Origin of the sequence: Glutamicibacter sp. NPDC087583, assembly GCF_044743685.1 — a bacterium.
Taxonomy (GTDB): Bacteria; Actinomycetota; Actinomycetes; order Actinomycetales; family Micrococcaceae; genus Glutamicibacter.
This window is the reverse complement of the sequence record NZ_JBIUWY010000002.1, coordinates 635,296-648,223: the sequence shown is the minus strand read 5'-3', so window position 1 is coordinate 648,223 and position 12,928 is coordinate 635,296. Positions and strand designations below refer to the sequence as shown.

General features: G+C 62.3%; 11 protein-coding genes and 2 tRNA genes. 9 read left to right on the top strand and 4 right to left on the bottom strand.

Features of this window, described 5'->3' with window-relative positions; genetic code table 11:
• The first annotated feature begins 159 nt into the window (after window positions 1-159).
• The 4 genes from ACIOU9_RS09145 to ACIOU9_RS09130 all read left to right on the top strand — a co-directional run bounded on the left by ACIOU9_RS09145 (window position 160) and on the right by ACIOU9_RS09130 (window position 4,034).
• Window positions 160-233, top strand: a tRNA-Thr gene (locus ACIOU9_RS09145).
• Between the two features lie 164 nt (window positions 234-397).
• Window positions 398-1,348 (top strand): DUF808 domain-containing protein, encoded by a 951-nt coding sequence (locus ACIOU9_RS09140; protein WP_332487740.1) that lies wholly within the window; start codon window positions 398-400, stop codon window positions 1,346-1,348.
• A 122-nt stretch (window positions 1,349-1,470) separates the two neighbouring features.
• Window positions 1,471-3,105, top strand: a complete 1,635-nt coding sequence (locus ACIOU9_RS09135) for a class I SAM-dependent DNA methyltransferase (RefSeq protein ID WP_402696644.1) — start codon at window positions 1,471-1,473, stop codon at window positions 3,103-3,105.
• Window positions 3,102-4,034 (top strand): hypothetical protein, encoded by a 933-nt coding sequence (locus ACIOU9_RS09130; protein ID WP_105659115.1) that lies wholly within the window; start codon window positions 3,102-3,104, stop codon window positions 4,032-4,034. Before ACIOU9_RS09135 ends, ACIOU9_RS09130 begins: the two co-directional genes overlap by 4 nt.
• Before the next feature lie 4 nt (window positions 4,035-4,038).
• Here ACIOU9_RS09130 and ACIOU9_RS09125 read toward each other — a convergent pair whose 3' ends face one another.
• Window positions 4,039-4,656 (bottom strand): GNAT family N-acetyltransferase, encoded by a 618-nt coding sequence (locus tag ACIOU9_RS09125; protein WP_105659116.1) that lies wholly within the window; start codon window positions 4,654-4,656, stop codon window positions 4,039-4,041.
• Window positions 4,657-5,065: 409 nt separating this feature from the next.
• Here ACIOU9_RS09125 and ACIOU9_RS09120 point away from each other — a divergent pair.
• Window positions 5,066-5,142, top strand: a tRNA-Val gene (locus ACIOU9_RS09120).
• Between the two features lie 56 nt (window positions 5,143-5,198).
• On the opposite strand, the gene ACIOU9_RS09115 is transcribed toward ACIOU9_RS09120, so the two are convergent.
• Window positions 5,199-6,245: an LLM class flavin-dependent oxidoreductase gene (locus ACIOU9_RS09115; RefSeq protein WP_402696643.1), complete on the bottom strand. Its 1,047-nt coding sequence runs from the start codon at window positions 6,243-6,245 to the stop codon at window positions 5,199-5,201.
• Window positions 6,246-6,446: 201 nt separating this feature from the next.
• Here ACIOU9_RS09115 and ACIOU9_RS09110 point away from each other — a divergent pair, with 201 nt between their 5' ends.
• Window positions 6,447-8,117, top strand: coding sequence for a threonine/serine exporter ThrE family protein (locus ACIOU9_RS09110; protein WP_105659118.1), 1,671 nt, complete (start codon window positions 6,447-6,449; stop codon window positions 8,115-8,117).
• Here ACIOU9_RS09110 and ACIOU9_RS09105 read toward each other — a convergent pair.
• Window positions 8,114-8,887, bottom strand: coding sequence for a uracil-DNA glycosylase (locus ACIOU9_RS09105; RefSeq protein WP_402696641.1), 774 nt, complete (start codon window positions 8,885-8,887; stop codon window positions 8,114-8,116). The two genes, ACIOU9_RS09110 and ACIOU9_RS09105, sit on opposite strands and share 4 nt — an antisense overlap.
• 156 nt (window positions 8,888-9,043) lie before the next feature.
• On the opposite strand from ACIOU9_RS09105, the gene ACIOU9_RS09100 reads away from it, so the two are divergent.
• The 3 genes from ACIOU9_RS09100 (at window position 9,044) to groL (ending at window position 11,916) form a co-directional block, all read left to right on the top strand.
• Window positions 9,044-9,334 carry a DUF3263 domain-containing protein gene (locus tag ACIOU9_RS09100; RefSeq protein WP_105659120.1) on the top strand — a complete coding sequence of 97 codons (291 nt, stop codon included), beginning with the start codon at window positions 9,044-9,046 and terminating at the stop codon, window positions 9,332-9,334.
• 42 nt (window positions 9,335-9,376) lie between these two features.
• Entirely contained in the window at window positions 9,377-9,982 is a 606-nt protein-coding gene (locus tag ACIOU9_RS09095; protein WP_105659121.1) for a LytR C-terminal domain-containing protein, read from the top strand.
• A gap of 296 nt (window positions 9,983-10,278) precedes the next feature.
• Window positions 10,279-11,916: a chaperonin GroEL gene (gene groL, locus ACIOU9_RS09090; RefSeq protein WP_105659122.1), complete on the top strand. Its 1,638-nt coding sequence runs from the start codon at window positions 10,279-10,281 to the stop codon at window positions 11,914-11,916.
• A gap of 99 nt (window positions 11,917-12,015) precedes the next feature.
• Here groL and ACIOU9_RS09085 read toward each other — a convergent pair whose 3' ends face one another.
• Window positions 12,016-12,906 (bottom strand): DUF4031 domain-containing protein, encoded by an 891-nt coding sequence (locus tag ACIOU9_RS09085; protein WP_332487728.1) that lies wholly within the window; start codon window positions 12,904-12,906, stop codon window positions 12,016-12,018.
• Window positions 12,907-12,928 lie beyond the last annotated feature (22 nt).

Genomic DNA, 12,928 nt, shown 5'->3' with positions numbered 1-12,928 from the left:
TCGGGTCAGGCTTTTAATGAGTCACATCCAAGGGTGGGACGGCTGGTTCTTATCCTGCCAGCTAGTCCCAGACCAACCACCTCGATACTCACAGGCATTTAACTCGGAGCATCGCCAATTCGCAGTGCCGCAGGGTTTTCGGATATTCTTATTCGGTACGCCCCCTTAGCTCAGCTGGCCAGAGCGTCTGTCTTGTAAACTGAAGGTCACCGGTTCGAATCCGGTAGGGGGCTCTGACCTGGTCCTGGACCAGCAACGGGAACCGTGTCCATGAATCTTCGTGGCGCGGTTTCTTTTTTTAGCCCCAGATCTTGCCCGAGCCAGCGTCGCGCCTATGGCAGGCTCAAAGATCCCGCCGGTAGAATTTTGCGCAGAACCTATATTTGAGGAGCCGACCATGGCCGGAGGCCTTGCAGCACTATTGGACGACGTGGCGGCGCTGGTGAAAGTCACCGCGGCATCGCTTGATGACATCGCGCTGGGCGCTGGCAAGGCCAGCACCAAATCGCTAGGCGTCGTCATCGACGATGCGGCAGTCACCCCGCAGTACGTGGCCGGGCTCTCGCCCAAGCGCGAGCTTCCAATCATCTGGAAGATCGCCGTTGGGTCTATCCGGAACAAGATGCTGTTCATCCTTCCGGTGGCGCTGGTCCTATCGCAGTTCGCTCCATGGGCGCTGACCCCGATCCTGATGATCGGTGGCGCCTATCTGGTTTTCGAAGGCGCCGAGAAGCTGCTTGAGGCGATGGGCGCGATCAAGCACCACACTCCGGGCGGCAAGGAGGGAGTGCGCGACGAGAAAGCGATCATCGGATCGGCAGTGCGCACAGACCTCGTGCTTTCCGCGGAGATCATGGTCATCTCGCTGAACGAGGTGTCCCACGAGCCATTCTTGAATCGCGCGCTGATCCTGATTGTGATCGCCATCCTGATGACCGTCGTGGTCTATGGCGCCGTGGGCTTGATCGTCAAAATGGACGACATCGGACTGCACATGGCCGCCAAGCCGCGCCAGCTCACGCAGAAGATCGGGCGCGGCCTGGTCAAGGCGATGCCCATCGTGATGTCCATCCTGAGCAAGGTCGGCGTGATCGCGATGCTCTGGGTCGGCGGGCACCTGCTGCTGGTCGGCATGGACGAACTGGGCTGGCACGCACCGTACGGCTTCGTGCACCACGTTGAACTGCTGGTCCACGACGCGACCGGCCAGGCCGGCGCCGTGCTGGGCTGGCTGGTGAACACCGCCTTCTCCTGCCTTGCCGGTTTCATCATGGGTACCGTGATTACCGTCATCATCCTGGGCATCCAGAAGCTGCGCCACAAGGGCAAAGCCGAAGCAGACCACTAGGAACAGGAATCAGCCAGATGCCCGCGCACGTAGAATAGAGAAGTTGCCGCCCGGACTCGGTCTACCGGTCCAGCCCAACTGTCTGGCCTACGTGGAAAGATCGATGCGTGTTGAGTAGAGAATTGACAGATCAGGCCACCGCCCGCCATGCGCGCGGAGCCTACTTCACCCCGGAACCCGTTGCCAGCTTCATGGCGCAGTGGGCGCTGGGGGAGCAAGGATCCAAGGTCCTGGAACCCTCCTGCGGTGAAGCGCAATTCCTTGCCGCTGCCCATCCGGTGCTCGCAGATGGCCGAGACCGGGTCGAGCTGGTGGGCCTGGAACTGCACGAACCATCGGTGCAGGCCGCCCGTGAACGGATGAGCGCCGCCGGGATCGACGCGCGCATCGAGCACGCCAACTTCTTCGAGGTCACCGGCTACGCCGAGTACGACGCTGTCATCGGCAACCCTCCCTACGTGCGCTACCAGCTGCACCGCGGGGCTGACCGGCAGCTCTCGCGCGCCGCGGCCAAAGCCTCGGGCGTGGAACTGAATGAACTTGCCAGCATCTGGGCCGCTTTCGTCGTGCATGCCACCAGCTTCCTTGCCGTCGGCGGGCGCCTGGCCCTGGTGCTTCCGGCAGAGCTGATGTTCGTGAACTATGCCGGGCCTGTCCGCCAGATGCTGCTTGAACGCTTCGCCAGCGTGCACCTGGCCGTCTTCGAAGAGCGCTTGTTCGCCGACGCGCAGGAAGAAGTGGTGCTGCTGCTGGCCGAGGGCTTCCGCGAAGGGGCTAGCGGTTCCTTCAACCTGCACCAATTCCGCAATGCGCTGGATCTGCAAGCCCTGGGCGAAGGCACCCGCCACACCCCGGTGCGCATGAACGAGCGCTGGACCGGTTCCCTGGTCGGCCTCGAAGCCCAGGGGATCTTGTCGGCGGCACTGGCCGCCGGCCGGATGGCGCCGCTGCAGTCCTGGGGCGAAACCTCGCTGGGCGCGGTCACCGGCAATAATAAGTGGTTCACCCTCTCGGCCCAGCAGATCCAGGACCTGGGGCTGGCCCGCGAGGACCTGATCCGGATCTCGCCTCCGGGCTCGCGCCACCTGCGCGGGCTGGAATTGAGCGAGGACGGCTGGGAAAAGCTCGCCGAGCACGGGGCAGCTGCCTACATGTTCCGCCCCGGCGCGGAACCCAGCGGTGCTGGTGCGCGCTTTGTGGCCAGCGGTGAACTGCAGAACGTCGACCAGGCCTACAAGTGCAAGGTGCGCTCGCCGTGGTGGCGGGTGCCGGTGCTCTCGGTGCCGGACCTGTTCATGACCTACATGAACGCCGACACCCCGCGGTTGACCGCCAACGAGGCCGCGGTGCACCACATCAACTCGATCCACGGGGTGTACCTCGGCGCCGATGCGCGCGAGCTGGGCCGCGAGCTGCTCCCGGTGGCATCGCTCAATACCCTGACCATGCTCGGAGCCGAAATGGTGGGCCGCTCCTACGGCGGCGGCATCCTGAAGCTGGAACCGCGTGAAGCCGACCAGCTGCCGGTCCCGGCGATCGGCATGGTGCAGCGCTATGCCCGGCAATTGCGTGCCATCAAGCCGGCGGTGCGTGAACTGCTGGTGCAGGGGCGCAAGCAAGAGGCCACCGACCTGGTGGACAGCGTGGTGCTCGAGCAGCTGCTCGGCTTGGAGCCGGATGCGCTGGAGGCGGTCCGCACAGCGCGAATGAATATGCTCGAACGCCGCAAGGCCAGAAGCAAAGCCGTGAGGGGATGAACGTGGCCAATCCTGCGATCGAAAAGACCTTGGCCTTTGCCGAATTCGATACCACCTTGATGTCAGCGGCGAAGGATTCGCCCTGGCTGGGCAACGGCGCGGTAACCGAGGAATTCAACCCGTCCTTCCCGGTGCTCGAACGCCTGCTGAGCATCCCGGTCCGCAACAAGGCGGTCACCCGATCGGGCCGCTTTGCCCAGGGCGTGGACGCATGGCTGGCCCATGAATTGCGTCGTGCCGGATTCGATGCGGATCTGGTGTGGCCGCGTCCCGAGGCGCCCCGGGTCTTGTCCAGCGACATACTGGAACTGCTGCGCAAGCTGCCGGAGCGGCTGGCCGACGAGGTGCACGAGTCCATCATGGCGGGCAAGGCGGGCAGCATCGACGCGCGCATCCTGGGCCGCGCCTACATGAAGCAAACCGACGTGGTGATGACCCATTGGTCCACCGGTCCCGAACTGCTGCTCAGCACCAAGGCGATGACCTCATCCTTCGGCAAGAACCTGGCCAACCGCTATGAAGAGGCCTATGGAGATGCGGCTAACCTGCGGGCCCGCTACCCGCTGGCAGCCGTCGGGTTCTTCTTCGTGCAGCGTGCCACGATCCTGGAATCCGAGCCGGCCGCCTTCCGCCGCACCGTGGACATGATCCGCAAGCTGCGCGACTTCGGCGACGGCTTCGGGTACACCGCCACCGGCCTGCTGCTGGTGGATTGGGATGAGAGCGCAGAGGATCCCGAAGTGAAATGCGTCCACGCTCCGGTGCCAGCGGATATTGCCGCGCCGCAGTTCCTCAACGCCATGGTCGATGCGGTCCTGAAGGTCACCCCGATTGACCTGCACGAGGCCGCTCGCGCTCGCCGGGCCGGAGAAGTTGCCCCGCTGCCGGGCCACGGCTCCGTGGACGAACAGCAGGACGCCCTGTTCTAGGCGGTCACATCACCGGCACGGCGGAGGCCGGATCATCGGATCCGAACTGCGCGGCGAATCCCTGGACCGGGGCCGGGCCGGCCATGAGGCTCGGGGCTGGCATCGCACTTTCGGGAAGGTGGATGGCCACGTGGTCCTCGGAGGCCTGCGGCAATTGCGCGGCCCACTGCCATGCGGCCTCGGTGGCCCGGTAGATGAACTTCAGCTGCCCATCGTGCTCGAAGCTGCGCTCGCGCTGCCACAGTTCCGAGCGCTCGTAGAAGGCCCAGGATGCCGGGTTCTGCGAATCGATGACGCTGATCGGAGTTTTGCCCGAACGCAGCGCGTGGGCAAGGCGCAGCGACGTCGCATGCTGGCGGATGCCCAGGCGGCGGTAGTCCGGGCGCACGGCCATGCAACCGAGCTCCACGGCGTTCATCGAAGAAGTCGGGGCAATGATGGAATCATGCACGAGGCCTGCGGCAACCAAGGTGCCCTGGTCGCGCACGGTCACAAGCAGCGAGAGCCGGTCGAACTTCTGGTTCCAACGCTGGTCGACCAGGGGGTAAAGGGTCGCTAATTCGGCGCGCTGGGCCGGCTGAACGCATAGGGATGACAAGGAAAAGTTCAGGTTTTCAAACACTGGGTACGGTCCTAAATTCTAAGAACGAACGAAAGATGAGGCTTTTGCGCGGTGGAAAAATCCACTGCGCGGTTTCGTTGGCCTTGAGGGGACCGATGCCGGCGGCTTCCGGCAACTTCCTTGTAGGGTCCAGTTTGAGCTCGATGAGCTAGAAAAATTATGGAGTCTAAAGTCCCTTTTTGACAAGTGGAAATGGGTACTTTTAGGTGAATCGCAAATAAACTATTCGGCGCTGTTTTTCTGCTCTACTCATTGCCTGAACCGCGACTGTTCGAACCTGCGCTGGAAGCGGCATTTCGGCGTGTTCCGGGGACGGATTCCGGGCGCTGGAACCGGTGGCCGATTTGGAGTGAGGTCCACGGCCCGGTAGGATTGCTTATGCGCTTGGCTTGCAAGTCAGGGCGCAGATGGATCTTTAGCTCAGTTGGTTAGAGCGTTCGCCTCACACGCGAAAGGTCGCTGGTTCGAGTCCAGTAAGATCCACCAAGAACGAAAGCCACCGCAATGCGGTGGCTTTCGCTGTTTCCGGGACAGCCAGGATCCTAGGCGCCAAGCAGCTGGTGCACCATGGGCTTGACCTCTTCTCCGAGCAACTTGATGCTGTTCATCATCGCCTCGTGCGGCAAGGAACCGGCAGAGTACTTGATGTCAACGCGCGACAAGCCCAGCTGCTGGGCCACCTTGGCCATCTTCCGTGCCACAGTTTCCGGGCTGCCGGCCATCATGGCTCCCTCGGGCCCCATGGAAGCCTGCAAGCGCATCTTGCTGGCCGGCGGCCAGCCTCGTTCGGCGCCCAGCCGATTCATGGTGCGCTGGTAATGCGGCCAGAGGGTTTCCAGGGCCTCCTGGTCGGTGGAAGCCACCAAGCCATGGAAGTGCGCCGAGACCGGCAATTCTCCATGGCCGAACTCCTTCAGCGCACGGCGGTAGAGAGTGGCCAAGCCTTCGAAGGCCGAGGGCTGGCCGCCGATAATGGCCAAGCACAACGGCAAGCCATGCCGGGCCGCGCGGGTGACCGACTGCGGGCTGCCACCCACACCCACCCAGGTGGTCAAGGGCTGGTCTTCCAGCAGCGGGTAGATCTGCTGGTTGCGCAAGGCGGCGCGGTGCTTGCCCTGCCATGAAACCGGCGTGCCGTGGCGGAGCTTGGCCAGCAGATGCAGCTTCTCTTCGAACAGGTCCTCGTAGTCTTCAAGATCCAGGCCGAAGAGCGGGAAGGATTCGATGAAGGAGCCCCGGCCTGCGATGATCTCGACTCGCCCGTTGGAGATCGCGTCCAAGGTGGCAAAGCGTTCGTAGACGCGCACCGGGTCATCGCTGGAGAGCACGGTCACCGCGGTGCCGAGCTTGATGCGCTGGGTAGTGCTGGCCAGGGCGGCCAGAACGATTTCGGGGGAGGAGATGGCATAGTCATCGCGGTGGTGCTCGCCGACGCCGAAGAAATCAAGGCCCGAGGCTTCGGCCTGCTGCCCCTCGGCGATGACATTGCGGATCACCTGGGCGTGGCTCAGCGGGTTGCCCTGGGCGTCCTCGGTGATGTCGCCGAAGGTCTCGGCTCCGATTTCTGGCAAAGGGAACTGCGTATTCATTGGATCCTCCGGATTATATGCAAACACATCTAACTTCTGCATGGTGCAACCAACTGCCGAGCGCCGGTATTCCAGTGGCCGAAGATACCCTTAAATGTGTTCGGCGATACCTCCCGAATTCGCCACGTTCCCGACAACTTTTCATGCACGGGTTGTATGGTGAATCCCATGGGAAAAACTTTGGATGAGGGGGCATGATTCGTGGCGCATCGATCTAGCGAGGAACAGGCCGCCTCGTCGAATGCCGTAGGCGAGGATCCGGCTCCGCTAGCTGGCGTCTTGCCCCGCATTGCCACTAGTGAGATCAACATGGGCTTCCATCCGGCAGAGCCCGCCGAAGAGCCGGCAACGGCATCTGAACTACCGCTCAATACGGCGGTCAGCGCCAACGTGGCGGCTGCCGATGTCTCGGATATCGAGTGGCGCACCGGCCAGGTTCACACCACCGATGAGGGCATTACCCTCATGCCTACCCGCGCCAACCCGGTGGCCCGTCGGCTGCTGGCGAAAATGTGGATCTCGGATACCCCTCCCACCGAGGCGCTGAACATCGTTGAGCGCCTGCAGGGCACCCCCTACGCCAACCCCAAGGTCAACGTGGACCAGGACGCGTCCAACCGGCGCACCATGGAGTTCGCGCTGGATTTGGGCGAGACCTTGATCCGCTACGGCGCAGGCGCCTTGGAAGTGGAAACCAGCGTGATCGCGGTGACCGCGGCACTGGGCCTGAGCCACTTGGATGTGGACATCACCAACCAGTCCCTGCATTTGAACTACAGCCCGCCGGATGCCGAAAGCTACTCGGTGCTGCGTGTGGTCCGCTCCTACACCTCGAACTATGCCGGCATGGTGCTGGTGCACGAACTCGTCTCGGATATCATTGCCGGCGGCGTTTCGCGATCCGTTTCAGCGAAGCGGCTGAAGGACATCACGCGGCAGCCCAAGCCGTTCCCGCGCTGGATCGTCGCCTGCGGCCGGGCCGTGTTCGCGGCCGCGTTCGTGCTCTTCATTGGCGGCTCGTGGGCTGGTGCGCTGGTGGCGATGCTGTCCTCGAGCCTCGTGACGCAGATCGGCCGATACGGCTCGCGCTGGAGAGTGCCCGAGTTCTTCACTATCGCTGCCTCGACATTGGTGGTCACCGGCATTGCCTTGCTGGGGCATCAATTCCACGCTCCGCTGGATCCGGCGCTGGTGGTCTCTGGCGGCATCTTGCTGCTGCTTCCGTCGGGCAGATTCGTTTCGGCATTGCAGGATGCCATCAACGGCTTCCCGGTGACAGCGGTAGGCCGGTTGTTCTCGGCCAGCCTGATCTACGGGGCGATCCTCTGCGGAATTGCTACGGCCCTGGTGATCTCGGATCTGCTCGGGGGAGAGAAGGTCGACGTTCACCAGATCGTCCAAACCGACTATCCGGCCTGGCTGCTGGTGGTCTTGGTGGGCGTGGCCATTGTCGCCGGTGCGGTCACCGAGCAGAGCGCGCTGCGCCTGCTGCTGCCTACCGCCGGCATTGCGGTCGGCGGCTACCTGGTGCAGCTGCTGGCCGAAAGCATTGGACTCGGAGACCGGGCCACCCCGGCGCTGGTCGCCACGGTGATCGGTTTCGCCGCGCGGCTGGCAGCGGACAAACTCCGCTCGCCGCAGCTGGTGCTAGCGGCTCCTGCGGTCATGTTCCTGCTTCCGGGCCTGATGATCTTCCGAGCAATGTACGGCATCGTCATCAACGTCAATGACACCGCCACGGGACTGGTGGAGATGTTCAACGCCATGGCGATCATGCTCTCCATCGCTGGCGGCGTCGTCTTCGGCGATACGCTGTGCCGTCCATTGACCTCCAGCGCCCGGCGTGAGCGCCGGCGGATCCGCCGACGCTAGGCTTTCGGCAACGACCAGTCAATCGGCTTCTGTCCGCTGTCGGACAGGAGCCGATTGATGCTTGAGAAGGGCTTGGAGCCGAAGAACCCGCGCGAGGCTGAGAGCGGCGAGGGGTGGGCGCTTTGCAGCTGCACGGCGTTGGACAGGGACTCGGAGAGTTTCTGCGCATGCTTGCCCCAGAGCAAAGCCGCCGGAGGCCGCGGACGTTCATTGAGCGCGGTGAGGATGGCATGCAGAATTGGCGCCCAACCCAGCTTCTGATGCGAGCCGGCATTGCCAGCGGCTACGGAGAGCACCTGGTTCAGCAGCAAGACGCCTTGGGAAAGCCATGGACTGAGGTCTGGATGCGCGACCGGCTCCAGCCCCAGATCGGACTGCAATTCCTTGTAGATATTGGCCAAGGAGCGCGGCAGCGGACGCACCTGCTTGTTGGCCGCGAAGGCCAAACCATTTGCGTGGCCGGGTGTCGGATATGGGTCTTGGCCAATAATTAGGACCTTGACTTCGGACAATGGCAGGCTCAGTGCGCGGAACATCACCTCCGGTGCCGGCAGGATCTGTTCACCGGCCGCCGAACGGGCCGCCAAATCGGTGGCCAGGGAACGCAGCAACGAGTCCTGCTCGCAGAGTGCCCGAACCCAGTCTGCAGCGATAAACCCGTGGTCGGCCATGGATTGGGCGCCATGGTAGAACGGGAAATCAGCCGCTTCGTACACTGGTGTCCGAGCTGGCTGGGGTGCATCGAAAAGTGCTGGCTGCAAATCGTCCATAGGGGTAATTGTGCCGTTTTTCTGGCGTGCCTGTGCTCGGCCACACGGTGTTAGGCAAGCAGATTGGTTAGAATATCGGTGGTATGTCTACCGATGGTGGATTACATGCATAACCGAAACCTGAGAAAACTGGTCCAATGACAGAGGTGAGAACGTATGGCTGAGAATGAATTGCTGGTGGATTTCGTCATGAACCCGGATTCGGAATTGGATGAGCGTTCGCAACAGATCCTCAACCTGGAAAAGTTGTGGTGGAAGTATGCCGGGGCCAAGGAACAAGCCATTACCAAGCAGTTTTCGATGTCGCCGACGAATTATTACCAGCTGCTGAACCAGCTGATTGAAACCGACGCGGCACTGGCCTACGACCCGATGTTGGTCAAGCGCCTGCGCAGAGCACGTTCCACAAAACGTCGCGTGGGCGGTAAGGTCGGCACGGGACGATAACCCTGCCTGCCGTGACCAATCAGACCTCGAGCAAGGACAAGAATGACCAACTACCCGCGTGACGAATTTGATCGCGTTCCGGAGTTCAGCACCCGTGTGGGTTCGCACCACGCCCACGGATGGGCGCAGTCCGCCGCGTCGAAGTCAACCGGTGGGAAATTGCGCTGGGTAGTGCTGACCGCTGTACTCGTGCTGGTGATCGGTGCCTTGTCCTTCATCTTCGGCCCTCAGCTCAAGGAGACCCTCGCGACTTCCACGGGAAGCGACACCTCGCAAACCCAGGAAGTCACCGCCGAGCCCTCCGTGGAACCCACACCTAGTGAATCCGCATCGCCAACGAGCACCATCGATGACGAAGACGTGCTCTACGGCCAGCTGATTGGCGTGTACAACGCGGCAAGTGTTGCCGGTCTGGCTAATGAAGGCGAAGACGCCATGGCCGAAGCCGGGTTCACCAGCATTGTGGCCGACAACTGGACCAGGCCCGCAGAAGTCTCCACGGTTTATTACATGTCCGAGTCCTACCGCACTACCGCTGAAAAAGCTGCAGAAATCCTGAATATCGACGAAGTTCTGCAGACCAGCAACATTCCGAACCGGGTCACCGTGGTTCTGGGCTCCGATGACACCCTGGGGCTAAACGAATAATTCGTTTATAATTCCATTCGCTCAGAGCCGATCGGCTTGCACTCGCCATGCGAGAGTGCCAATATTTGTATTAGCACTCATGCGTTGCGACTGCTAACGCCGGTCGGCTTTTGCGTTCTCCAAGAACTCCATGAAGCACCGGACAGCGGACGCAGGGCGTGGGCGTGGAAAATACCTCAGATAGCGAGAGCTGAAACGGTTGCTGGCCCGATGCCGCACCGGTCCACTCGTCCGTCGCGGGCGCTGTCTGTCGGTTGCATTTTCGCAAAATCGTCCCGAAAGGACCGTACGCCACAATGGCTAAGATGATTGCATTTGACGAGGAAGCACGCCGCGGACTTGAGCGCGGCCTGAACACCCTTGCTGACGCGGTGAAGGTCACCCTGGGCCCACGCGGCCGCAACGTTGTTCTGGAAAAGAAGTGGGGCGCTCCTACTATCACCAACGACGGCGTGTCCATCGCTAAGGAAATCGACCTCGAAGAGCCTTACGAGAAGATCGGCGCAGAGCTGGTCAAGGAAGTTGCCAAGAAGACCGACGACGTCGCTGGCGACGGTACCACCACCGCAACCGTGCTGGCACAGGCACTGGTCAAGGAAGGCCTGCGCAACGTTGCCGCAGGTGCTGACCCAATCGCACTGCGCCGCGGTATCGACAAGGCCGTAGAAGCTGTTACCGCTGAACTGTTCGCCGCTGCGAAGAAGGTCGAATCCAAGGAGCAGATCGCTGCTACCGCTTCGATCTCTGCTGGCGATCCGGAAATCGGCGCACTGATTGCTGAAGCTCTCGACAAGGTCGGCGAGCAGGGCGTTATCACCGTTGAAGAATCCAACACCTTCGGCCTGGAGCTGGAGCTGGCAGAGGGCATGCGCTTCGACAAGGGCTACATCTCCGCTTACTTCGTCACCGACGCTGAGCGCCAGGAAACCGTTCTCGAGGACCCTTACGTCCTCATCGTGAACTCGAAGATCTCCTCGGTCAAGGACATGGTGACCTTGCTGGAGAAGGTCATGCAGTCGAACAAGTCGCTGCTGATCATCGCCGAAGATGTCGAGGGCGAAGCCCTGGCTACCCTGATCCTGAACAAGATCCGCGGCCTGTTCAAGTCCGTTGCTGTCAAGGCTCCGGGCTTCGGCGACCGTCGCAAGGCCATGCTGACCGACATCGCTATCCTCACCGGCGGCCAGGTTGTTTCCGAGGAAATCGGCCTGTCCCTGGACAACGTAGGCCTGGAAGTCCTCGGTACCGCCCGCAAGGTCGTTATCACCAAGGACGAGACCACCATCGTTGAAGGTGGCGGCGAAGCCGACGCCATCGAGGGACGCAAGGCCCAGATCGCAGCCGAGATCAAGAACACCGACTCGGACTACGACCGCGAGAAGCTGCAGGAGCGCCACGCAAAGCTCTCCGGCGGTGTCGCTGTGCTGAAGGCCGGGGCTGCTACCGAGGTAGAGCTCAAGGAGCGCAAGCACCGCATCGAAGATGCCGTGCGCAACGCCAAGGCAGCTGTTGAAGAAGGCATCGTCGCCGGTGGTGGCGTTGCACTGATCCAGGCTGGCGCTGCAGCATTCGAGAAGCTGGTTCTGGAAGGCGACGAAGCTACCGGTGCGAACATCGTTCGCGTTGGCATCGAAGCCCCGCTGAAGCAGATTGCCCTGAACGCTGGCATGGAGCCAGGCGTTGTCGCTGACAAGGTCAAGGGCCTGCCAGCAGGCCACGGCCTGAACGCTGCAACCGGCGAATACGTGAACCTGCTCGAAGCTGGTGTCAACGACCCAGTGAAGGTGACCCGTTCGGCACTGCAGAACGCGGCATCGATCGCTGGCCTGTTCCTGACCACCGAAGCTGTTGTCGCAGATAAGCCAGCTCCTGCTGGCGCTGCCCCAGCCGGTGGCGATGACATGGGTGGCATGGGCGGAATGGGCGGCTTCTAAGCTTCCCGCACGCACTAAGCACGCAGTTATCGCGCCGATGGCCCGGATCCTTTCGAGGGATCCGGGCCATCGGCCGTTTAACGTGGGCCAAGCGTTGCACTATAGCCAGCTGTGCAGCAGCTCCAGCTCGGTGCCCAAATTGTTCCGCGCGCGCTGCTCCCAGCGCCGGGATCCGGCTTGGGTGCCGTAGATCATTTCTTTCTCCAACAGGCCGCTGAGGATCTTGCTGCGCCCGGAAGCAAGCACATGGCGGGGAAGATGCCCGTACTCCTTGTAGATCGCCTCGGCGTAGCGCTGGTAGGCCGGAGCGGGGCGGGCCAGGACCTCCAGATCGGCATCGCAGAGGATATGGCCCAGGCGATCGGTTTCTGCCGGGGCATGCTTGGCGGTGAGCATGACCAGCCCGCTGACCTTCGAGACGGCACCAGGGGAGAGGACTCCCCACAGCCGTTCACGGGCCAAGGTGGCCGACTTGAACTCGTCCTCGCTGGTTCCAGCGTAGACGGCGTCGTGGAACCACGCAGCGAGTTGGAGCAGCATGAGCTCTTCGGGATCGGCCTGGCCTTCAGCCAGCCAGTCGATGGCTTCGAGCACCGAGAGCAGATGCACCCGGTCGTGGTAGTGGCGATGGCTCTCGGACCAATAGCCCAACAGCTCGGTTCCGAGCTGAGGCTCGGTGGGCAAGGTGCGGGACCAACGCCGGGTGAGGACGGTGCCCAGCTTCTCCGGACGGTATTTGGCTGGTATCCGAATCCCGGACTTGACCAGTGCGCGGACCAGCTCGGATCCGGAGACTTCAAGGGCGCCAGCTGCCACGAGCCGATCGTAGCGTTCGCGAGGCACATCGTAGTGATCCCGGTCGAAAGCGCGGCGGGAGATTTCTTGCTGCCCGGCGAACTCATGGAGTTCAGCCAATGAAGTATCCGACACCAAGTGGGCAAAGAGCGTGCCGTGGGCAGGCCAGCGCGGCGGGTCGATCAGAATGCTCATAAGGCTAAGCCTACTGATCAAC

What these genes read in the sequence shown, in the direction of transcription:
- ACIOU9_RS09140 (WP_332487740.1), top strand. Translation starts at nt 398, where the DNA reads ATGGCCGGAGGCCTTGCAGCACTATTGGACGACGTGGCGGCGCTGGTG.
- ACIOU9_RS09130 (WP_105659115.1), top strand. Translation starts at nt 3,102, where the DNA reads ATGAACGTGGCCAATCCTGCGATCGAAAAGACCTTGGCCTTTGCCGAA.
- ACIOU9_RS09115 (WP_402696643.1), bottom strand. Translation starts at nt 6,245, where the DNA reads ATGAATACGCAGTTCCCTTTGCCAGAAATCGGAGCCGAGACCTTCGGC.
- ACIOU9_RS09105 (WP_402696641.1), bottom strand. Translation starts at nt 8,887, where the DNA reads ATGGACGATTTGCAGCCAGCACTTTTCGATGCACCCCAGCCAGCTCGG.
- ACIOU9_RS09100 (WP_105659120.1), top strand. Translation starts at nt 9,044, where the DNA reads ATGGCTGAGAATGAATTGCTGGTGGATTTCGTCATGAACCCGGATTCG.
- ACIOU9_RS09095 (WP_105659121.1), top strand. Translation starts at nt 9,377, where the DNA reads ATGACCAACTACCCGCGTGACGAATTTGATCGCGTTCCGGAGTTCAGC.
- groL (WP_105659122.1), top strand. Translation starts at nt 10,279, where the DNA reads ATGGCTAAGATGATTGCATTTGACGAGGAAGCACGCCGCGGACTTGAG.
- ACIOU9_RS09085 (WP_332487728.1), bottom strand. Translation starts at nt 12,906, where the DNA reads ATGAGCATTCTGATCGACCCGCCGCGCTGGCCTGCCCACGGCACGCTC.